Source organism: Oceanobacillus sp. CAU 1775 (assembly GCF_054482815.1).
Window position 1 is genome coordinate 252,381 of the sequence record NZ_JBTLRO010000001.1, and the last position, 22,801, is coordinate 275,181.

A 22,801-nucleotide genomic window follows, 5' to 3' on the forward strand; every position below is an offset into this window, starting at 1 on the left:
AAACTAATGAATATTCATGAGTTAAGGAGAGAATACAATGAGTGCTCAATCAGATAAAAGTCAGATTACTGTTAAATTATATACAAATTTGCAAAATACGCAGGAACAATCGACAGGGGACAAAAAGGCTGTATTTGAAACGAACAACCTTAACCTCTGGTATACAGACACACATGCTTTGAAGGATATTAATTTAGCAATTAATGAAAAAGAAGTAACTGCCATTATCGGTCCTTCAGGTTGTGGGAAGTCAACTTACCTAAAAACATTAAATAGAATGGTAGAAATGGTTCCTGGTGTACGAACGACAGGTGAAATCAAGTATAAAGGAAAAAATATACTCGATAAAAGTTTTCAAGTAGAGGATTTAAGAACGAAGGTAGGGATGGTTTTTCAAAAGCCCAACCCATTCCCGAAATCCATTTATGAAAATATTGCGTACGGCCCGAAAATACACGGAATCAAAAATAAGAAAATTCTTGATGAGGTTGTTGAAAAGAGTCTTCGTGGTGCATCCATTTGGGATGAAGTAAAAGATCGCTTAAATGAAAATGCTTATGGTTTATCAGGTGGTCAGCAACAGCGTCTATGTATTGCACGCTGTCTAGCAATTGAGCCAGATGTAATCCTAATGGACGAGCCTACTTCAGCACTTGATCCAAAATCAACATTAAGAATTGAAGAGCTTGTCCAAGAACTACAACAGGACTACTCCATTATTATGGTGACACATAATATGCAACAAGCAGCACGTATATCTAATAAAACTGCCTTCTTCCTAAGTGGAGAAGTTATTGAGTTTACCGAAACAGATAAATTATTTACAAACCCAAACGACAGCCGTACAGAAGATTACATCTCCGGACGCTTTGGATAAGAAGAATAAAAAGAGGTCTTCATCAAGTAAGCAACTTGGTGGAGGCCTCTTTTTCTATTCTTTAAGACATTCTTTACTTTAGGCTATGTTAATACTTATTATTGAGATTTGATTCATTAAAAAATTAGAAGTGTAAATTAAGCTTCGGAAATATACGGAGACTCCTGCGGGAAGCAAGGCAACGGTGAGACCCCGCAATTCGCTTGCGAATGAGGAGGCTCACCAGCCACCCGCGGAAAGCGCAGTATATTTCCGAAGCGGGTATTTCCTCAAAACAACAGTAAACAGCGTTTTAAATCAAACTAATTGCGATTTCTTTTAATTATGAAAAACCAAGCAAACAACTGATACTAAAGCCTTTGTAAGGTATCAAAGAGCGAATGTAAATATTTCCTTACAATCTCTCAACAATAGTTAACAATCCCTTAACTGTAACTTCAACTTCATCAACTATACTTGGTCTTGTAGGAAAAAATAAATTGTTAAAGTTGAGAGGGGAAAATTACAAATGAAAAAGAAACATTTACTTTTAGTCATGGCAGCATTATTTATGCTTGTAACTTTACTTGCAGCATGTGGAGATAGCGATGCAGAAGAAGAAACAACAGAAGAAAACAACGCTAGTGAAGAAGCGTCTGATAACGGAGATTCTGAGGAAAGCGAATCTTCAAGTTTAGAAGGAACAATCACAATGGCTGGTTCAACTTCAGTTCAACCTTTATCTGAAGAACTAGCAGCTGCTTTCATGGAAATTCACCCTGAAACAAGATTAGAGGTTGCTGGTGGTGGTTCTGGTGCTGGTGTAACTGCAGCTCAAGAAAACGCAGCAGACTTTGGTGCAGTATCTCGTGAAATTAGAGAAGATGAAACTGGTATTGAAAACTATGTAATTGCTCTTGATGGGATTGCAATCATTGCACACCCTGATAATACATTAGAAGATATTTCTTTAGAAGATGTAACGAAAATCTTCGCAGGCGAAATCACTAACTGGTCTGAGGTTGGTGGAGATGATCTTGATATCGTAGTAGTAAGTCGTGAAGATGGTTCAGGTACAAGAGGTGCTTTCACTGATATTGTACTTGGAGACAATGAGCTAGTAGCATCTGCACTAATTCATAACTCAACTGGTGGAGTACTTGAAGCTGTAGCAAATGATCCAAATGCAATTGGTTATGCTTCAACAGGATCTATGTCTGATTCAGTTAAAGGACTTGCAGTTGATGGATTTGAGCCAACGGAAGAAAATATCCAAGCTGGAGACTATACAGTATCTAGACCATTCAACTATGCAGTTAATGAAGAAGCAGGATTAAACGAATTAGCACAAGCATTCCTTGATTTCATTCTAAGTGAAGATGGTCAAGCAGTTGTTTCAGAAAATGGATTTATTCCTGTTAACTAATCTAGCAAACTAGCAAAAAAGTTAATTTCAGAAGTAAAGCATTAAATAGAACAGGGTGGCATTAAACTGCCCTGTTCTTTACATATGGTACACACTTAAAATTCCGAATCGATCATGAGGTGGTCAAATTGATGTTTCAAAAAGAAAGAAATAATAAAAGTAATATAGAAGAGAGCATTGTTAAAGTAGTTCTTTTAATAATGGCTTTGACCTCTATTATTTCTTTAGGTCTAATAGCATTTTTTATTTTTAAAGAAGGATTGCCTTTCATGATTGATTATGGCATTACAGATTTTATATTTGGAACGACATGGAATCCTTCGGGCCAAGTATATGGCATTTTTCCGATGATTGTAGGCTCCATTTTAGCAACGATATTAGCGATAGTAATTGGTGCGCCACTTGGAGTTGCTGTTGCTGTATATTTAGTAGAAATTGCACCTCCTAAAGTAGCACGTGCAATTAAACCAGCAATCCAGTTAATGGAGGGAATTCCGTCAGTTGTTATCGGACTCTTTGGTATGGTGGTCATGATAGATTTGATACGTCGAGTTGCTAGAGGGCCTTTGGCTGATTATCTTCCAGCTGGTTATCAGACTGGTTATTCTGTTTTAGCTGGGGCACTTATTTTGACGATTATGGTTCTACCAACGATTATTTCCATTTCAGCAGACTCGATTCGAGCAGTGCCGATTGAATATAAAGAAGCTGCATTAGCTTTGGGTGCAACAAAATGGCAAACAATCTTTCGAGTAGTAGTTCCTGCTGCTAAATCTGGTGTAATTGCAGCGGTTGTTCTTGGAATTGGTCGAGCGATTGGAGAAACAATGGCCATCATCATGGTTGTGGGGAACTCAGTTCAAATTCCACATGCCGGTTGGGAAGGAATTTTCGCCCCAATTCGTACAATGACAGGTAATATCGCATTAGAAATGGGTTATGCAGGTCCTGAACATCGTCAAGCATTATTTGCAACGGGAATTATCCTATTCCTATTCATCATTGTTATTAACTCAATTACGCTAGTACTTAGAAGGAAGGGGGCATAATTCATGTTTGAAATAAAACCAAATCACTTAATAAAAGTGAAAAGAGATCAAATGCTTGCCTTCATTCTATTAAGTTTAGCGACAGCATTTACAGTGCTGATCCTCTTCGCAATTGTTTTTTATGTCATGAGTCAAGGGCTCTCCGTCATTAGCATGGAATTCCTCCTTGAATCCCCTCGTAGTATGGGGCAAGAAGGTGGTATTTTTCCAGCGATTGTAGGGACTGTTTATTTAGTAGGACTAGTTATTCTAATTGCAGCTCCCATTGGAGTAGGTACAGCAATCTATTTAAATGAATACATGGCAGATGGTCCGTTTAAAAGTATTATTCGTTTTGCAACAGAATTATTAGCAGCAATTCCATCCATTATTCATGGGATGTTCGGTTTTATCTTCTTCGTAATTATTTTGGGAGATTATACAGGTGGTTGGTCAATTCTGTCGGGGGCGTTAACAGGTGTAGTTATGATTTTACCTATCATCATTCGAGCTTCTGAAGAGGCACTTCGAAGTGTTCCAGGTAATTTAAAAGAAGGAAGTCTCGCACTTGGTACAACAAGATGGTATACCATTAAAAAAGTTGTTCTTCCTTTAGCAATACCTGGTATAACAACAAGTATTATTTTATCAATTGGACGTGTTATCGGGGAAACAGCAGCCTTTCTATTAACATTAGGTGGAAGTTTGTTACTAGCTACATCCGTCTTTGATGGTGCTCGTACACTTGCACTACATTTATACTTGGTAGCAATGGAAACAGGAAATACGGAAATGGCATTTGGTGCAGGAGCTGTACTAATCGTTCTTATTTTAATCATTAACTTTGCTGCTACAGGTCTCTTTAAATTATTAGTTAGAAGATTTTCTGCGTAAGTAGCAGTATAGGAGGTAGAATAAGATGGTCACTCAAGTTGAAAATAAAGTGAAAATTGCAGTCGACGGTTTAAACTTTTTTTACGGAAGAACACAGGCACTGCATGATATTTCACTAGAAATAAATGAGAAAGAAGTATTTGCATTTATTGGTCCATCTGGTTGTGGAAAAACAACATTCTTACGAGTATTAAATAGAATGAATGATTTAATCCCTAAAACCAAAGTGGAGGGTAGCGTTAAAATAGCTGATCAAGAGATTTATGATCCAAATGTGGATGTTGTTCGTCTAAGAAAATCTGTAGGTACAGTTTTTCAAAAACCAAACCCATTTCCAATAAGCATTTTTGATAATGTCGCGTATGGTCCAAAAGCAAATGGGATCAAAAGTAAAAAAGAACTTATGCCAATTGTTGAGGAAAGCTTGAAACAAGCAGCTCTATGGGATGAAGTGAAAGACCGCTTGCACGAGAACGCACTTGGCCTTTCTGGTGGACAACAACAGCGTCTATGTATTGCACGTGTGATGGCAGTAAAACCAGATATCATTCTTATGGATGAGCCGACATCAGCACTTGATCCACTCGCTACATTTAAAGTAGAAGAGCTCATTCATGAATTGAAAAAAGACTATACGGTTGTCATTGTCACTCATAATATGGAACAAGCAGCTAGAGTTTCCGATAAAACAGCATTTTTCCTAAATGGCTATATCGTCGAAACAGGTAAAACAGATAATATATTTACAAATCCACAGAAGAAAGATACAGAAGACTATATAAGTGGTAAGTTTGGCTAAGGTTAATTGTGGAGATTATCGTTTAAGATATGCAGAGCAAAATGAGCTTCGGAAATATACGAAGACTCCTGCGGGATGGAAGGCAACGGTGAGACCCCGCAATTCGCTTGCGAATGAGGAGGCTCACCAGCCGCCCGCGGAAAGCGAAGTATATTTCCGAAGCGGGTTTTTCCTCTTAATAATAACGGTTAATAATTTACTGGTAATTTCCTCAAAGGAGAGTGTAAAATGAGTCTGGATTTAGATGAGAAATCATATGTAAAACAAGCACAAACGGTGGTAAAAAAGTCGCCAGTATTTGAGACAGAAGATCTTCATCTATGGTATACAGACACACATGCTTTAAAAGGCATCGATCTCACCATACAAGAAAATGAAGTTACCGCTATTATCGGCCCTTCAGGCTGTGGAAAATCAACATATATAAAGACGTTAAATAGAATGGTTGATATGGTCCCAGGTGTACGTACAACCGGTCATATAAAATACAAAGGTAGAAACATTCTAGATGAAGACTTTCCGGTTGAAGAATTAAGGGCAAGAGTCGGTATGGTATTTCAAAAACCAAATCCATTTCCTAAATCGATTTTTGAAAACATTGCATATGGCTTACGAGTACAAGGAGTTCGAAATAAAAACACATTAAATCAAATTGTTGAACAAAGCCTACGTGGTGCATCGATTTGGGATGAAGTAAAGGATCGCTTGCATGATCAGGCACAAAGTTTATCAGGTGGACAGCAACAAAGACTTTGTATTGCTCGCTCACTTGCGATTGAACCAAATGTCATTTTGATGGATGAGCCTACTTCAGCATTGGATCCTAAATCAACCTTAAGAATTGAAGAACTTATCCATGATTTAAAAGAAAAATACTCGATCGTCATTGTTTCGCACAATATGCAGCAAGCAGCGAGAATTTCGGATAAAACCGCGTTCTTCTTAAACGGAGAAGTTGTAGAATTTGATGAAACAGGCAAGGTATTTACAAATCCAGAAGACAGTAGAACGGACGATTATATTACAGGACGTTTTGGATAATGGATTAAACAATAAGACTAGCCATGGTGCTAGTCTTATTTTGTTGTGGGTATTTATTCTTCTGAATCTTGTCAAATTCTGCTATACTAAGCTAACTATAATGAATTATTCAAGGAGACGGCACAGCATGAAGTTATTCAAAGGCATTTTACATATAGCCTTTTTATTTGGCTTACTTTACATAGGAAATTGGATCCAAGCAAGTCTATCACTTTCCATTCCAGGAAGTGTTATCGGCATGCTTCTTTTATTTGCTTTATTAAAATTCGGCATTATAAAACTGGATTGGATCAAAGAAGGAACACAGTTTATTTTGAGGAACTTAACGTTATTTTTTATTCCAGTTACGATTGGTTTCATTGAATATCTAGAATTATTTAGTGGAAGCGGACTTTATTTATTGTTGATCGCCATAATTAGCACAGGTATCGTGATGGGTGTATCTGGCTTTGTTAGTCAAAAGCTTGCAAAAGGAAAGGACGTACAACATGAGTGAGAGTATCATCTTGATTTTAGCCATTTTGGGTACAATCGGACTTTATTTAGTCTTCGTAAAAATTCATAGAAAAATTAATTCACCATTGACACAGCCAATATTATTAACTTCTGCATTTATTATTATTATCTTACTTATCTTTAATATTCCTTATGACACCTATATGATAGGTGGAAAATGGATAGAGGTTCTTATGGGACCAGCTGTCGTAGCATTAGGCATCCCATTATATAATCATTTTCACATATTGAAAAAGCTGGCGGCACCAATTCTTGTTGGGGTTGGAGCAGGTGCGGTCGTTGGCGTATTAAGTGGAGTTGGCTTAGCAAAGTTACTTGGATTTGAAGAAGCATACCTGCTAGCGATAGCACCTAAATCAGTAACAACACCTGTGGCTATCTCAATCGCGGAAACAATTGGCGGTCCGATGGCTCTGTCTGCAATATTTGTTGTGATTGCTGGTGTTAGTGGTGTGTTAATCAGCCCAATTATTTTTAAATTATTTCGGTTAAATTCCACAATTGGTAGAGGAATAGGAATTGGTAGTGCATCACATGCAATCGGAACAGCTTCAGCTCTGGGTAGAAGTGAATTAGAAGCATCTTTAAGCACAATTGCGATGGTCCTCAGTGCAGTTATTGTCTCGATTATTACTCCTTACATGATAATGTTTATCCTTTAGAATGAAAGGAAACAAATAGGTAATGCTAAAATTGAATATTTGTTCATGAGAAGGGAATTTTTGCGATGAGTCATTATAAAAAATCGATACAGGAAGTACTGCAATCTGTGAATTCTACGGAAGAGGGAATTGCTTCAGCTGAAGTTAAAAAGCGGATAGAGACCTATGGATATAATGAAATTGAGGATAAGGAAAAAGTATCTACCTGGAGACTTTTTATAGAGACTTTCAAAGATCCTATGGTTATCGTTCTTTTAGCAGCAGCAGGGATACAAGTTCTGCTAGGAGAAATTGTTGAATCGCTTATTATTTTTCTTGTGCTTTTATTAAATTCGGTAATTAGTGTTGTTCAAACAAAAAAGGCAGAGAGTTCTTTAGAAGCCTTACGTGATATGTCTGCACCTGAGGCGAAAGTGTGGCGTGATGGGCAAAGCACGGTCATACCGGCACGTGAACTCGTTCCAGGGGATGTTGTAAGTATTGAAGCAGGAGACTTCATTCCAGCCGACGGAAGAATTATAACGAGTGAAACGCTCAAGGTAAATGAAGGGATGCTAACAGGCGAATCTGAAGCTGTTTTAAAAAACACGGAAGCAATCGAAGGAGACGCACCACTCGGTGACCGAATCAATATGGTTTTTAGTAGTTCCTTAGTTGTAAATGGACGAGGGAATTTTGTCGTTACTGGGACAGCACAGGATACAGAAATCGGGAAAATTGCTGATTTGATTTCAACAGCCGAAGAAAAACAAACACCTCTCCAACAAAAATTAGAAGACTTTTCGAAGAAGTTAGGTATTGGTATTCTTTTATTATGTATTTTAATTTTTGCCGTGCAAGCTATGCGAATTTGGTTTGGAGATAACGATGTTGACACAAGTACAGCAATTTTGAATGCGTTAATGTTCTCTGTTGCGATTGCCGTTGCGGCGATTCCTGAGGCTTTATCTTCCATTGTAACCATAGTCCTTTCTGTAGGTACGAACAAAATGGCGAAGCAACATGCGATTATTAGGAAGCTTCCAGCAGTTGAAACACTGGGAAGCACGAGTGTCATTTGTACAGATAAAACAGGTACATTAACACAAAATAAAATGACTGTAACCGATTATTTTGTACTTGATCATAAGACGGATTTCCAAAATGACCCTGACCAATGGCAGAAGTCGGAAAAAATTCTTCTTTACACAGCTGGTTTAACAAATGACTCTTATATCAATGAAGATGGCGCAGAAATTGGTGACCCAACAGAGATCGCCTTGATTCATTTTGTAAATAAAAACAATCAAGACTATAAAAAACTACGTACAAATTATAAACGAATTGGTGAGCTTCCTTTTGATTCGGATCGAAAATTAATGTCTACGATTCATGAGATTAATAATGAGCATCTCATGCTAATAAAGGGTGGCCCTGACGTGATGTTAAGTCGGGCGAGTCATGTACTTAAAAATGGTGAAGTTTTACCTTTATCCGATGAACATTTAGATACATTCTCTAAAGCAAATGAAGCATACGCGAACAAAGCTTTAAGAGTGTTAGCATACGGCTATAAAGTATTGCCCAAAGGTAAAATTACACTTTCACCTGAAGATGAACAAGATTTTGTACTTGTTGGATTAACAGCAATGATGGATCCACCACGTGAAGAGGTTTATGATTCCATTGCAGAAGCGAAAAAAGCAGGGATTAAAACAGTCATGATTACTGGCGACCATAAAACAACAGCGGTTGCAATTGCCAAAGAAATTGGTATTTCCAGTGAAGGTGATTTAGCACTAACTGGGCAAGAACTTGATGCTTTATCTGATGAAGCACTATATGAAAAACTAGAACGCATTTCCGTATATGCCCGTGTATCACCAGAAAATAAGATCCGCATCGTACGTGCATGGCAGAAAAAAGGCAAGATTTCAGCGATGACGGGTGATGGTGTGAATGACGCACCTGCATTAAAACAGGCAGATATTGGTGTAGCGATGGGTAGTGGAACAGATGTGGCGAAAGACTCTGCTGCAATGATTTTAACCGATGATAATTTTGTGTCTATTGTGCAAGCTGTAAGTGTTGGTCGAACAGTTTATGACAATATTAAAAAGGCAATTGGTTACTTATTTGCAGGAAACTTAGGAGCAATTATTGCGATTTTATATGCGGTTATCTTTAATTTGCCTAACCCATTTACTGCTCTGCAATTGTTATTTATAAACCTTGTGAATGATTCTTTACCAGCAATTGCTCTTGGCATGGAAAAATCTGAACCAGATACAATGAAACGTAAACCTAGAGATATAAATGAAGGGATTTTTGCTGGAGGCACGTTAAGAGCTGTTATAACAAGAGGGATTATAATAAGTATTGCTGTTATCATTTCCTTTTATATTGGATTATCTCATTCTAATGAAATGGGAGTTGCAATGGCATTTACGACTTTAATTTTATCTAGAACCCTTCAAACGTTTGCAGCCAGATCCAATGTTCAAACCTCCTTTAAAGCTGGATTCTTTAGCAATAAATATGTTATCGGTGCAGTAGTGTTAGGGTTTGCTCTCTACGGCATTACAACTCTCCCATTTGCTCGAGACGTATTCAATATACCTGCTAGCTTTGGATTTACTGAATGGCTAATTGCAACAATTTTGGCGTTCGGATCGTTGCTAATAATGGAAATTACAAAAGTTATCCAAACGAAATGGAAACGAAATGCATAAAATCTCCTCTAAAAGAAAAACTAAGGCTGTCTACCATTAGGAGGTGAACAGTCTATGCACACATTAAGAAGAATTGCTTTAGCTCTAGTTATTATCGGAGCTGTCAATTGGGGGCTGATTGGATTATTCCAGTTTGACCTTGTGGCAAGTTTATTTGGAGGACAAGAAGCAGGTTTATCAAGAATTATTTACACACTCGTAGGGATTAGTGGATTGATTTGTCTGAGTTTTTATTTCGACCCTGAAACAGCAGATGGAGCAGCTGATAGGCGAGGAATGCGGACAACACAACCAGGCTTTGGAACAGAATTTGCAAACGAATTCGATCCAGAATCTGAAGTAGACAAAAACAATCAACCACCAAGAGATTAATTTATCGACTGGTTACAAACAGTGAAGTTTAAACAAATGAATTTTCCTTTATACTTTTCATTGAACCCCAGTTTTAGATAACTGGGGTTACATTTATTAAATAAGTTTAAGCTGTTGACATCATTTATTCATCCATGTTATTATTAATATACTGAATTAAAGATACTTTAATTAAAATAAAGTTTTTAAATAAATGGAGGAACTTCAATGAATCTTTTTAAAGGTATTCACCACGTGACGGCAATTACAAGTAGTGCAGAGAAAAATTATGAGTTTTTTACGTATGTATTAGGAATGCGACTTGTGAAAAAGACAGTTAACCAAGATGATATTCAGACATATCACTTATTCTTCGCTGATGATAAAGGGAACGCAGGAACGGACATGACATTTTTCGATTTCCCTGGTATTCCAAAAGGGGTTCATGGAACAAACGAAATATATAAAACATCTTTCCGTGTCCCAACAGATGCAGCATTAGATTATTGGGTAGAACGCTTTGACCGTTTGGAAGTAAAACATACTGGCATTAAAGAACAATTTGGTAAAAAGACCATTTCATTTGTGGATTTTGATGACCAAAACTACCAACTTATTTCAGATGAAAATAATACAGGCGTAGAGTCTGGAACACCTTGGCAAAAAGGACCGGTTCCACTTGATTTTGCAATTACAGGTTTAGGGCCACTTTTTGTCCGTATCGCTGAATTCGATTACTTCAAAGAAATGATGGAAAAAGTTCTTCTCTTTAAAGAAATCGCTAAAGAGAATGGAGCACATTTATTTGAAGTTGGTGAAGGCGGAAACGGAGCACAGGTTATCGTAGAGAAAAATATTATGCTACCTCCACATCAACAAGGCTTTGGAACAGTCCACCATGCTGCGTTTAGAGTTGCTGACCGCGCACACTTAGATGAATGGATGGAGCGTCTGCATAGCTTCGGTTTCCAAACTTCAGGATTCGTTGATCGCTTCTTCTTCGGGTCACTATATTCACGTGTTGCACCTCAAATTTTATTTGAATTTGCAACAGACGGTCCTGGATTCATGGGTGACGAACCTTATGAAACACTAGGTGAGAAGTTGTCATTACCACCATTCCTAGAGCCAAAGCGTGATCAAATCGAAAAAATGGTACGCCCAATCGACACAGTAAGAAGCACCATTGACTTTAAAAAAGAATAATCTAAATGAAAACTCCCTGCTCGGTTAATGATCAGGGAGTTTTTTTATTAAATCGCTCATCAAATGTTGAATTCGCTCCATCTCCGCATCAATTCGATCATCAACTCCTGAATTCGCTCCACCCCCATCCCCAATCCACGCACTCCTCTCCTCAATCCGCGCACTTCAATCCCCAATCCACGCACTCCTCTCCTCAATCCGCGCACATCACCCTCCAATCCACGCACTCCTTCCCTCAATCCGCGCACTTCACCCTCCAATCCACGCACCTCCCTCCAACTCAAATATTTGCATTCCCATGTTTTGTCTGAAAAAATAGAGGAAACAATAAGAAGAGAAAGGGGTTTTGTAAATGAAAGTATTACTTGTCGGTGCTAATGGACAAATTGGAAGACATATAGTTAAGTTCGCAAAAGAAGATAGCTCCATCAACGTTACCGCAATGGTGCGTAAAGAAGAACAGGCTGCTGCATTTAATGAAGAAGGTACAGAAACGGTGCTTGCAGACTTAGAAGGTTCTGTAGCAGATTTGACGAAGTCTATGGAAGGCATGGATGCAGTTATCTTTACAGCTGGTTCTGGAGGGCATACTGGAGCAGACAAGACCATCCTCATCGACTTAGATGGTGCAGCTAAAACTGTGGAAGCAGCTGAAGCAGCAAATGTTGATCGCTTTATTATGATCAGTGCTTTTCAAGCAAATAATCGCGAGGTCTGGGCGGATAGTCCAATCAAGTATTATATGGCAGCGAAACATTATGCAGATAATATCTTAATGAACAGTAAATTAAACTATACAATTATTCGACCAGGTGGATTAGTAAACGATGCAGGTACTGGTAAGGTAGAAGCGGGGGAACTGCAGGAATATGGTTCTATCTCAAGAGAAGATGTAGCAAAGACAGTAGTAGAAAGTCTTTCTAACGAGAAGACCCACCGAAAAGGCTTTGATATAATCGCAGGCGAGCACGATATTAAGACTGCATTGAATAAGCTATAAACAAAAAACGCTTGTTGCATCAATATGCTCAAGCGTTTTACCTTTTTTAATGTCTCTTATTTAACCAAAGTACCCCAGACTTCGCGATACGAGGTAGAAGACCAGTCATTGGTTTTGTCATCATATTACCAAATCCATCTGACTTACCTAAAGAACCTAATGTTCCTCTTAATTTAAATGGACGAGGTTGTTTTGGCTCTTTATCATTTAAAACAGAATATAAAATAGGTGCTAGTTGCTCACCCTGCATCCCCGCTAGCTGTGCACTAGGAGAATGTTCAGAAGACGCACAATCACCAAGCACATAAATATTCTTTTGCTCAGGTACTTGATAAAAATCATTTACAACTACCTTATCCTGCCGATCTTTTTCAAAAGGAAGTGCACGTACTAAATGACTTGGTTGTACACCTGCTGTCCAGACTGTTACGTCATTTAAATAGCAGACACCATTATTACAAACGCCATCTTTTTCCACGTATTCTACACTAGAATGATGAATAACATCAACATCATTCGCAATGAACCACTGTTTAACATAGTCTTGAATCTTTGGATCGAATGCTTTCAAAACTGTTGGTCCACGATCAAGTAAGCGAATGTTCAAATCAGGACGGCTTTCCCGAATTTCTGATGCAACTTCAATTCCGCTTAAGCCCGCACCGACTACAGTTACCCTTCCATACGCATTTAGGTTACCAACTGCAACCCCTGTATGCCTTGCTTTCGAGAAAGTTTGTACACTTTCAGTAAATTCTTCTGCCCCATCAATCCCGTGAAAATTATCTTCGCAACCAAGCCCAATAACGAGATAGTCGAACGGAAGCTTGTCTTCAGGATCTTCAAAGATAATTTGATTATTTTCAGAATCAATTTTAGTTACTTCTTTAAATACATAATTTACACGCTTGTCCTGTGGAAAGTCGACACGTACCTCAGTATCAGCAACCGTTCCAGCAGCAATCGTATAGAATTCAGTCTTCAAAGAACGAAATGGGTTTCTATCGATCAGCGTAATTTCAATATCATCGGAAAGGTTATTATCTAGCAAACCGGCGAGAACCTTAATTCCACCATAACCTCCACCTAAAATTACTAGCCTTTTCATTAAATTACCCCCTACATGTTCAATCAAAAACTCTATGCCCAACTTCTAGATTACCAAAATTACACACAACTGTCACGGGATGAGCGAAGAAAAGCAAGAAGTATTCTAGTAAAAGTCAAAACTCAAGAAAAAGTGGAAATATGCTATACTTATATTAAACTCATAAACGTGTAAACCTAGTAATTACTAGTGAAAATAAACGATCGAAAGTCATATATTTGGAGTGAGAGAATGCAAACACTAAATCTAGACTCATTACTAGATGTAATGGGGGAACTTTTTTCAGATGAGGTATCCATCGCTGTAACAGATACCAAAGAATACATATATTATCGCCGTAGCAAGCGGATTGATTTAAAAATTAATGCAGGAGACTTAATCAAAGAAGGAACAATTGCACATATGGCAATTGCAACCAAACAGAAGACATCTGAATTTATTAATCGTGATGTTTTTGGTGTGCCTTACCATGGCATGGCTGTCCCGTACTTTGAAGACGAGGAGATTGCTGGCTGTGTATTAGCGATTTATCCAGCATTTACGGACGGGAAATCAGTTGTTACGGTAAAATCAGAAGATGGTTGGAAGCCAATTCCATTTGACGATGTGAAGTATTTCGAGGCAAAAGATCGTAAAACACATATTATTTCTAAGTTTTATAATGGCACACATAAAAATACGCTTCAAGAATTCGAATACATCTTACCAAAGGAAATTTTCGTGCGTTGTCATCGTTCGTTCATTGTAAATGTCCACCATATCGATGAGATATTTCCTGACACACATTCGACGTTACTGCTTTCTATGAATGATGGAACACAGATACCTGTGAGTCAATCCTATTCAAGTTATTTCCGTAAATTACTCGGATTCTAAATAAACAAAATTCTTTGTTCTGTTCTTTATTTTTTATCGTTCAAGCAAAATAACCGCAAATCTATCGCGCTTTAGCAAGCTCCCCTAATTTCTAATGTAAAATTAGTAGTAATAGAATTTTATGAAGGGGAGTTATTCCATGGGAGAAAAATTAAAGCGCATACATTTACAAGAACTACAGGATAAAGTTATTACAGCAGAAGAAGCTGCATCATGGATTGAAGATGGAATGACACTAGGCTTAAGTGGTTTTACGCGGGCAGGCGATGCGAAAGCAGTACCAACAGCTTTAGTCGAACGTGCAAGAAATGGTGAGCAATTTAAAGTAAACGTATACACTGGTGCCTCTCTAGGCTCAGACATTGATAAAATGTTTGCTGAGGTAGGTATCGTGAATAAACGCCTTCCTTTCCAAGCAGAACCAACGATGAGAAAAGCAATTAATAATGGCGATCATTTATTTGTTGACCAACATCTTTCACATACAGCAGAAATGTTACGTGCAGGTGTAATGGACAGAATCGATTATGCTATTTTGGAAGGGATTTCAATAACAGAAGATGGCTTATTAATTCCAAGTACATCTGTTGGAAACTCATTATCATTTGCTGAAACAGCAGAAAATATTATTATTGAATTAAATATGGCGCAACCTGAAGAGCTTGAAGGAATTCATGATTTATTTAGCCCTGAGGCACAAGGCGAACGTCAGCCAATTCCTTTAACAAAAGTGGATGATCGTCTTGGTGAGATTGGTATTCCTTTAGATGTAAGCAAAGTAAAAGGAATTGTGTTTACAAACCAAGAAGATTCACCATCAACGATTGTTGCACCAGATGAAGAAACAGAACAAATTGCAGGACACTTACTTACATTCCTAAGAGAAGAAATCAAAGCAGGTCGTCTAACGGAGAAATTAATGCCACTACAATCAGGGATTGGATCTGTTGCAAACGCTGTATTACATGGCATGATTGATTCTGAGTTTGAAAACCTTGTTGTTTATTCAGAGGTATTACAAGATGCAGTATTCGATTTAATGGATGCTGGTAAAGTAGACTTTGCTTCCGCATGTTCAATGACCTTATCGGAAGAAAAGATGAAGCAAGTATTTGGTAACTTTGAAAAATACCGTGATAAACTAGTGATCCGTCCACAAGAAATTTCGAATCAACCAGAATTAATTCGTCGACTTGGACTAATCTCTATTAACACTGCTTTAGAATTCGATATTTATGGAAACGTCAACTCGACACATGTTACAGGAACGAAGATGATGAATGGAATTGGTGGTTCTGGAGATTTTGCTCGAAATGCAAAACTAGGAATCTTTGTAACGAAATCAATCGCAAAGGGTGGCGATATTTCGAGTATCGTACCGTTCGCATCACATATTGATCACACCGAGCATGATGTGGATGTTGTTGTTACTGAACAAGGATATGCGGATTTACGAGGACTTGCGCCACGTGAGCGTGTACCTCTAATTATCGAAAATTGTGCACATCCAATGTACCGTGAACAACTTTGGGAGTATTACCAAGAAGCACTTGAGCGTGGAGGACAAACACCGCATGTGCTAGAAAAGGCATTCTCATGGCATACAAACTTTGTAAATAACGGAACAATGAGAGAGTTAGTAAATCAAAAGTAAATAAACAATGGGGTTTTAAGATAGAAAAAGACCTATCAGTCGTGGGTAGATGACTGGTAGGTCTTTTACGTTATCTCTTAATTAAATGGATAAAATGAGTAAGGATCTTTGCTGTTAATCCCCATATTACTTTACCGTTGTATTTATAAAATAGTTCATCTATATGACCTGTGCCCCATTTATAATCTTTACCACCGACAATAAGTTCAAACGGGAAGTTTTTTTCTGGTTCAATATTAATATGAACTTTGTAGACTTCAGGTTCCGTTTCGAGGAAATGATTAAGCGGCACGGTAAAGACTTCGCTAACCTCAGATTCATTAGGGATAATCTGTTCATGATTTAAGATTTTACCAACAAAGGGATAAATAATTCTTCCACCATCATTTACTAGATAATCAAGTGGAACAATTGATTCTATATTACTAGATTCAATACCTAGTTCTTCTGTCGTTTCGCGGATTGCCGTTTCTCTTGGGTTTTTATCCTCTTGATCGATTCTTCCTCCTGGAAAGCAAATATCACCAGGTTGACTGCGCATTTGCATTGATCGGACTTCAAATAATACATGCGTGTCTCCTTGGATATCAATTAGTGGAAGAAGTACTGCGGATTGTCTAAATAAATGTTGTCCCATAATCGAGGGCTTACGGTCTTGTAACTTTGAAAATACTTTTGAAGCATCCATGATATTCACCTCCATACCTAACCAGCAATTACTAACCTCTATTATACAGTATTCAAGAAAAATATCTTTTCTTGTGCTTACCTAAAGTAATTGCAAGCGTTTTTATTCAATGTCACACACATTGTTCGTATACTTCCCCATACATATTTATAAGTTATTGGTGGCAGACACCAGATATGCTAAAATGATAGGGAGATAGTGAAATTATTTGCCCATTACGTGATGAATAGAGGGATAGGATGAAGAAGCTATATGAAGGAAAAACAAAAGACGTTTATAAACTAGAAGACGGAAATGTATTATTGAAATTCAAAGACGATGTAACAGGTGAAGATGGTGTCTTTGATCCAGGCGCAAACACAGTAGGCTTGACGATGGAAGGCGCAGGTAATGCAGCGCTTCATGTAACAACATTCTTTTTCGAAAAATTACGCGAGAAAAATATTCCAACTCATTTTATTTCAAGCAATTTGGCTGAAACGACAATGACCGTTCTACCTGCAACTGTATTTGGAGAAGGGCTTGAAGTTATTTGTCGATTTAAGGCAGTTGGCAGCTTCCTAAGGCGTTACGGTAAATATGCCGTAGAAGGACAAAACTTAGATGCATTTGTGGAAGTAACGTTAAAAGACGATGAAAGAAATGATCCTCCAATCAGTAAAGATGCACTTGCCATGTTGGATATTTTAACCACTTCCGAATACGAGACATTAAAGCAACTAACAATTGATATTTCCACAATTGTTAAAGAGGAATTAGCGAAAAAAGAGTTGGATCTCTATGATATAAAACTAGAATTTGGCCGTGACGATAATGGGGAAATCATGTTAATAGATGAAATTTCAGGTGGCAATATGCGTGTCTACCGGGCAGGGGAATATGTAGCACCTTTAGAGCTTGAAAAAATCTTACTAGCAAATTAAAGAGAAAGCATGGAATGGGGAGAAGGAAATGAAAATCATTAGTTACAAATTACATAACAGTAATAATGGGTGGCGAATTGGATGCTTACATGAAGATACAGTAATTGATCTACAAGATGCTTATTTAAAATCTCTTATCTCAAAAGGGAAAAAGGATAACTTAACATCTATTGAATCTATTTTTCCAGCTGACCCAACAGCGTTTTTTAAGGCTGGAAAAGAAAACTTAGAAATTGCACAAGATGCATACGAGTTCACACTAGTTCAGATGAATAAGGTGAATGTGTATCCACGTGAAGAAGTTTTAACTGGTACGCCAATCCCAAACCCAGGAAAAATAATTTGTGTAGGGAGAAATTACCGCGAGCATGCAATCGAAATGAAAGGGGATATTCCAGAAATCCCAGTTCTATTTGGTAAATTTTCTAATGCATTGATTGGACCGGAAGATGCGATCATTAAGCCGAATATGACAGAGAAATTGGATTATGAAGCAGAGCTGACGCTTATCATAGGAAAAGAAGCATCACAAGTGTCTCAAGAAGATGCTTATGATTATATTGCAGGTTATACAATCGGAAACGATACGACTGCAAGAGATTTACAAAAACGTACACCGCAATGGCTGCAAGGGAAAACAATTGATAACACTACTCCAATTGGCCCTTGGGTTGTGCCTGCAACGCTGATAAATGATCCAGGTAATTTAGAAATTAAATCTTATGTGAATGGTGAAATGAGACAATCATCGAATACGAGTAAATTTATATTTGATATACCGTATTTAATAGAGTTCATCTCGAGTATTATTCGTTTAGAGCCTGGAGATATTATTATGACTGGGACACCTGATGGGGTTGGAACAGCAATGAATCCGCCACAGTATTTAGAAAAAGATGATGTTGTTAGAATTGAAATAGAGAACATCGGAACGTTAGAAAATATAGTAAAAGAAAATAACACAAAGGCTTAATTGCCTCTGTGTTATTTTAGTTTTTATAGAAAAAATACTTATGATCTACTTCTCTACTTTTTCGAGTCTTATATTTGGTTTTTCGTCTACAATTCCGACAACTAAATCATCGGTTATATGAATTTCTTCTGTTTTACCTTCAATTGTTACGAATCTAAAAATCCCGTTGTTAAAATCAGTACCAATCTCTTTATAGAAGATTCCTTCATAGAGATTATTTTTTGCTCGAGTAAAGCTAATACGTAAGTTGTCTCCATCTGCTTTTAGAAATGCACGTACACCTTTTTCAAATGTCGTGTCTACATTACTTCTTAGAGAGCGATCAACTGAGACGATATGAATATCTACAAAAGTCATTTCCTTTAAAAGAGAATTTACGAAAGAGCCTTTTGTAATTTCTTCCCAGCGATTTTGTGGGCTTTGACCAACAATGATTTGGGTGACATTATGTGTGTGTGCTACTTCTGCAATTGCTTTTACTGAAGGACGTCTTTCGTCATCGCGAATAATGAATTCATCGACGCCAAGTTCTCCACATAAATCTCTCCAACGATCAATATAACCTGATTTTTCTGCATCAAATTCATCGTAAGGTAGTGGATCTACAGTTAAGACATATACTGGACAGTTCATAATTTGTGACAGCTTATGTCCCCTGCGAATCAATCGTTCTCCGTTTGGACCATAGTATACACAGACTAAAATTCTTTCATCCATCTGACTTTTTGAATTATTCATGATGGCCAATTCACCTCTTAACCATATTTGTATCATGCTATATAATATTGCGTATCCCTTGAAACCTAGTTATTCTAACATGAATTTAACCTTTCGTGAACCCCTATATTGGAAAAAGTATAATTATATATTTATAAGTGCTACAAAATCAATTTTAACCTTTCATATTAAAGGGTATACTCTTTAATGAAAAATAATTCTGATTGGATGAAAAATAAAAATAACGATAGCTACGGTACTCCATGAGTGCATGTAGCCTCAGTTTAATGTATACTTAATTAATGTGAAATTCACTATCCACAATTCAATACTACCTTTTAGCAATTCTAATTATATATAAAATATATAATAGACCGTAACAAACTCTACTCTACTAGTTAAATGTTGTTGCCTCTTATTATCATACGCGTAACTTTTTAAGTCAAGGTATCTTAATAGCTAATAAATCCTATAATTAAAACAATTGAAATCCTGTTTCTAATTCCGACGGTTATGAAAATGCAGGTTAATTTTTGAATGGAGGTCAGATTTTGATAGCTCTTAACATCGCGGTTTTTATACCTTTCATAGCTGCAATTTTTATCCCCTTACTTTATAAAAAAGGGTCCAAATTACATATTGGTATCTTTCCAATGCTTATTGCTGCTGCACTTTTTATATACTTATTAAATTTTATTCCGAAAATAGCAAATGGTGAAACCTTTGGATATACGATGTCCTGGATTCCAACCTATGGCTTTAATTTCACTACATACCTTGATGGACTAAGTTTAATTTTCGCCTTATTAATCACAGGTATCGGTGCTTTGGTAATTTTATATTCCATCTATTATCTATCTGATAATGAGCAACTTGGTCATTTCTACACCTATTTAATGTTATTTATGGGTGCAATGCTAGGTGTGGTTTTATCCGATAATATGATGGTTCTTTATGTGTTCTGGGAGTTAACAAGTATTTCTTCCTTCTTATTGATTGCTTTCTGGTATCAGCGTAAGCGCTCAAGAGAAGGTGCGCAAAAATCATTACTTATTACGATAAGTGGTGGATTCGGTATGCTTGTTGGTTTCATTATGCTTTACGCAATGACAGGAACAATGAGTGTTCGTGAAGTGATTGCAAGTATATCTGGAGTTACGGACCACGGATTATTTATTCCAGCAATGTTATTAATCCTCTTTGGTGCGTTTACGAAATCTGCTCAATTCCCCTTCCATATTTGGTTACCTGATGCAATGGAAGCACCAACACCAATTAGTGCATATTTACACTCGGCAACGATGGTAAAGGCAGGGATATATTTAGTTGCCCGTTTTACACCTGTTTTTGGTGGAGAGGGTGTTTGGTTCTGGGTAGTAACAGGCGTCGGTTTATTTACATTATTCTGGGGGTCCTTCCAAGCGGTTAGACAAACAGATCTTAAAGCATTACTCGCTTTCTCTACCGTGAGTCAACTCGGAATGATTATGAGTATGTTTGGAATGGGATCGGCCGCATTATACATAGGCCATTCAACAGAGTCCGTGCTTTTCACGCAGGCAACTTTTGCTGCTCTCTTCCATTTAGTCAATCACTCCACATTTAAGGGTGCGCTATTCATGGCAGTTGGAATTATTGACCATGAGGTAGGTACACGTGACATAAGAAGGCTCGGTGGACTTGCAACATTAATGCCAATTACATTTACTATTTCATTAATCGGTAGCTTTTCCATGGCGGGATTACCTCCATTTAATGGCTTTCTGAGTAAGGAAATGTTTTTGCAAGCTTCAGTAGATATTACACAACTTGGTTTATTCCATGCAGATACAATAGGTAATCTAATTCCAATTGTTGCTTGGATCGCAAGTATCTTAACATTTGTTTATAGTATGATTATTGTTTTCCAAACTTTCTTAGGGAAATATCAACAGGATCGCCTAGAACATCCTGCAAACGAAGCGCCAATGGGGATGCTAATTTCACCATTAGTTCTAGTTAGTTTAGTAGTTGCAATTTTTATTTTCCCGAATCTAATTGGGGATTATATGATAACTCCGGCGATGGCAAGTGTATTCCCAGAACTTTCGCAAACGGCTAATTTAGGCGTGGAGATATTAAGATGGCATGGTTTCAATCTTGCACTTATTATGACGATAGGTATTATTATCTTCGGAACCTTACTATACAAGTTTCCAAAAACGTGGCGCTGGATTTATGTTTTATTCCCGACACGTTGGTCCTTTAACACGCTTTATGCCTATACGATTGAAAAATCAGATGAAGTATCAATGAAGATTACGAATAAATATATGACTGGTAATTTACGTGATTACATGATGTATATCTTTATTTTCTTTATCGCAGTTGTCGGTAGTATGTTTATAGCATCTGGTGGTTATGAATATATCGCCTTAAGTGATGTTCCAATATCAACATTTGAGTGGATTATTGTGTTATCCATGATTGTAGCTGCAATATCAGTGTTATTTGCAAAATCTCGTTTAACTGCAATTGTGCTAAATAGTGTATTAGGTTACGGTGTAGCCTTACTATTTGTTATTTTCCAAGCGCCAGACCTTGCACTTACACAACTAGTTATTGAAACGGTAACAACCGTACTTTTCTTGGTTGCTTATTACTTCTTGCCAGAGTGGGAAAAGGAATCAGGGTCCAGAAGAGTAAGAAGTTCAAAACTAATTGTATCTATTGGGGTCGGGCTAACATTTACGCTTGTCGCGCTAGCAGTACAAAATAATAGGCTCTTTGAAAGTATTTCTGCTTTCTTTGAAAACTCTTATGAATTAGCTGGTGGTAAAAATATTGTGAACGCAATTTTAGCTGACTTCCGTGGCTTTGATACAATGCTTGAAGTTGTTGTACTCTTTATCGCTGGAATAGGTGTTTATTCAATTATTAAGCTTAAAGCTGGGAAGCGAGGGGAGAAGCTTGAAAATTAATAATGTTATTCTTCGCACCGTAGCGAAGGTTGTCGTCTTTATTATTTTGACATTAGCTGTCTACCTCTTCCTTGCTGGACATAATAACCCAGGTGGCGGCTTTGTCGGCGGGCTTGTGCTTGCTTCTGCTTTTGTACTACTATTTATTGTTTATGATATGGATACGATTCGAAAAGCAATACCATTTGATTTTAAAAAAGTAGCTGCTCTTGGAGCGTTACTAGCTGTAGGAACAGGATTCGGAGCATTTCTTTTTGATGTTCCATTCTTAAGTCAGGCTTTTGGTTATTTTACAGTCCCTTTCTTTGGAGAGATTGAGCTGTCAACAGTGACGATTTTTGAAGCAGGTGTCGCACTTGCTGTTGTTGGTGTTGTTATTACGATTATTACAAGTATTAGTGAGGATGTGTAG

21 protein-coding genes are annotated in these 22,801 nt (G+C 37.4%); 18 read left to right on the top strand and 3 right to left on the bottom strand.

Translation table 11 applies throughout. The annotated features are described in order from the left end of the window. Positions 1–37 precede the first annotated feature (37 nt). The 12 genes from pstB (ACXYMZ_RS01250) (at position 38) to ACXYMZ_RS01305 (ending at position 12,490) form a co-directional block, all read left to right on the top strand. Positions 38–877 carry a phosphate ABC transporter ATP-binding protein PstB gene (gene pstB / locus ACXYMZ_RS01250; protein WP_458946532.1) on the top strand — a complete coding sequence of 280 codons (840 nt, stop codon included), beginning with the start codon at positions 38–40 and terminating at the stop codon, positions 875–877. Between the two features lie 508 nt (positions 878–1,385). Further along, complete coding sequence (locus tag ACXYMZ_RS01255; RefSeq protein WP_458946533.1) at positions 1,386–2,282, top strand: phosphate ABC transporter substrate-binding protein; 897 nt, start codon at positions 1,386–1,388, stop codon at positions 2,280–2,282. Between the two features lie 131 nt (positions 2,283–2,413). Beyond that, positions 2,414–3,331, top strand: coding sequence for a phosphate ABC transporter permease subunit PstC (gene pstC / locus ACXYMZ_RS01260; protein ID WP_458946534.1), 918 nt, complete (start codon positions 2,414–2,416; stop codon positions 3,329–3,331). A gap of 3 nt (positions 3,332–3,334) precedes the next feature. Further along, positions 3,335–4,204 (top strand): phosphate ABC transporter permease PstA, encoded by an 870-nt coding sequence (pstA, locus tag ACXYMZ_RS01265; RefSeq protein ID WP_458946535.1) that lies wholly within the window; start codon positions 3,335–3,337, stop codon positions 4,202–4,204. A 25-nt stretch (positions 4,205–4,229) separates the two neighbouring features. Further along, a complete protein-coding gene (gene pstB / locus ACXYMZ_RS01270) occupies positions 4,230–5,003 on the top strand; it encodes a phosphate ABC transporter ATP-binding protein PstB (RefSeq protein WP_458946536.1) in 774 nt (257 codons plus the stop codon). A gap of 228 nt (positions 5,004–5,231) precedes the next feature. Further along, positions 5,232–6,044 (top strand): phosphate ABC transporter ATP-binding protein PstB, encoded by an 813-nt coding sequence (gene pstB, locus ACXYMZ_RS01275; protein WP_458946537.1) that lies wholly within the window; start codon positions 5,232–5,234, stop codon positions 6,042–6,044. A 127-nt stretch (positions 6,045–6,171) separates the two neighbouring features. After that, the gene (locus ACXYMZ_RS01280) at positions 6,172–6,540 is read left to right on the top strand and encodes a CidA/LrgA family protein (RefSeq protein WP_458946538.1); all 369 of its coding nucleotides are present in this window, start codon (positions 6,172–6,174) and stop codon (positions 6,538–6,540) included. Next, a complete protein-coding gene (locus ACXYMZ_RS01285; RefSeq protein WP_458946539.1) occupies positions 6,533–7,222 on the top strand; it encodes an LrgB family protein in 690 nt (229 codons plus the stop codon). The genes ACXYMZ_RS01280 and ACXYMZ_RS01285 overlap by 8 nt, the downstream gene beginning before the upstream one ends. 65 nt (positions 7,223–7,287) lie before the next feature. Beyond that, the gene (locus ACXYMZ_RS01290) at positions 7,288–9,933 is read left to right on the top strand and encodes a cation-translocating P-type ATPase (protein ID WP_458946540.1); all 2,646 of its coding nucleotides are present in this window, start codon (positions 7,288–7,290) and stop codon (positions 9,931–9,933) included. A gap of 54 nt (positions 9,934–9,987) precedes the next feature. Continuing rightward, on the top strand, positions 9,988–10,305 hold the full coding sequence (locus tag ACXYMZ_RS01295) for a DUF378 domain-containing protein (protein WP_458946541.1): 318 nt from the start codon (positions 9,988–9,990) through the stop codon (positions 10,303–10,305). Positions 10,306–10,512: 207 nt separating this feature from the next. Beyond that, the gene (locus ACXYMZ_RS01300) at positions 10,513–11,490 is read left to right on the top strand and encodes a ring-cleaving dioxygenase (RefSeq protein ID WP_458946542.1); all 978 of its coding nucleotides are present in this window, start codon (positions 10,513–10,515) and stop codon (positions 11,488–11,490) included. A 352-nt stretch (positions 11,491–11,842) separates the two neighbouring features. Beyond that, a complete protein-coding gene (locus ACXYMZ_RS01305) occupies positions 11,843–12,490 on the top strand; it encodes an SDR family oxidoreductase (protein WP_458946543.1) in 648 nt (215 codons plus the stop codon). Positions 12,491–12,536: 46 nt separating this feature from the next. On the opposite strand, the gene ACXYMZ_RS01310 is transcribed toward ACXYMZ_RS01305, so the two are convergent. Then, the gene (locus tag ACXYMZ_RS01310; protein ID WP_458946544.1) at positions 12,537–13,598 is read right to left on the bottom strand and encodes an NAD(P)/FAD-dependent oxidoreductase; all 1,062 of its coding nucleotides are present in this window, start codon (positions 13,596–13,598) and stop codon (positions 12,537–12,539) included. Positions 13,599–13,829: 231 nt separating this feature from the next. Here ACXYMZ_RS01310 and ACXYMZ_RS01315 point away from each other — a divergent pair, with 231 nt between their 5' ends. Both ACXYMZ_RS01315 and ACXYMZ_RS01320 read left to right on the top strand, forming a co-directional pair. Further along, positions 13,830–14,474: a LytTR family DNA-binding domain-containing protein gene (locus tag ACXYMZ_RS01315; protein WP_458946545.1), complete on the top strand. Its 645-nt coding sequence runs from the start codon at positions 13,830–13,832 to the stop codon at positions 14,472–14,474. A 139-nt stretch (positions 14,475–14,613) separates the two neighbouring features. Further along, positions 14,614–16,128, top strand: a complete 1,515-nt coding sequence (locus ACXYMZ_RS01320; protein WP_458946546.1) for an acetyl-CoA hydrolase/transferase family protein — start codon at positions 14,614–14,616, stop codon at positions 16,126–16,128. Between the two features lie 70 nt (positions 16,129–16,198). Here ACXYMZ_RS01320 and ACXYMZ_RS01325 read toward each other — a convergent pair whose 3' ends face one another. Next, positions 16,199–16,816, bottom strand: coding sequence for an NUDIX hydrolase (locus ACXYMZ_RS01325; RefSeq protein WP_458946547.1), 618 nt, complete (start codon positions 16,814–16,816; stop codon positions 16,199–16,201). A 239-nt stretch (positions 16,817–17,055) separates the two neighbouring features. Here ACXYMZ_RS01325 and ACXYMZ_RS01330 point away from each other — a divergent pair, with 239 nt between their 5' ends. Continuing rightward, positions 17,056–17,739, top strand: coding sequence for a phosphoribosylaminoimidazolesuccinocarboxamide synthase (locus tag ACXYMZ_RS01330; RefSeq protein WP_458946548.1), 684 nt, complete (start codon positions 17,056–17,058; stop codon positions 17,737–17,739). Between the two features lie 28 nt (positions 17,740–17,767). Continuing rightward, positions 17,768–18,712, top strand: coding sequence for a fumarylacetoacetate hydrolase family protein (locus ACXYMZ_RS01335; RefSeq protein ID WP_458946549.1), 945 nt, complete (start codon positions 17,768–17,770; stop codon positions 18,710–18,712). 45 nt (positions 18,713–18,757) lie between these two features. Here ACXYMZ_RS01335 and ACXYMZ_RS01340 read toward each other — a convergent pair whose 3' ends face one another. Next, entirely contained in the window at positions 18,758–19,450 is a 693-nt protein-coding gene (locus ACXYMZ_RS01340; RefSeq protein ID WP_458946550.1) for a histidine kinase, read from the bottom strand. Between the two features lie 530 nt (positions 19,451–19,980). Here ACXYMZ_RS01340 and ACXYMZ_RS01345 point away from each other — a divergent pair. Then, positions 19,981–22,389, top strand: coding sequence for a Na+/H+ antiporter subunit A (locus tag ACXYMZ_RS01345; protein WP_458946551.1), 2,409 nt, complete (start codon positions 19,981–19,983; stop codon positions 22,387–22,389). Beyond that, positions 22,379–22,801 carry a Na(+)/H(+) antiporter subunit B gene (locus tag ACXYMZ_RS01350; RefSeq protein ID WP_458946552.1) on the top strand — a complete coding sequence of 141 codons (423 nt, stop codon included), beginning with the start codon at positions 22,379–22,381 and terminating at the stop codon, positions 22,799–22,801. Before ACXYMZ_RS01345 ends, ACXYMZ_RS01350 begins: the two co-directional genes overlap by 11 nt.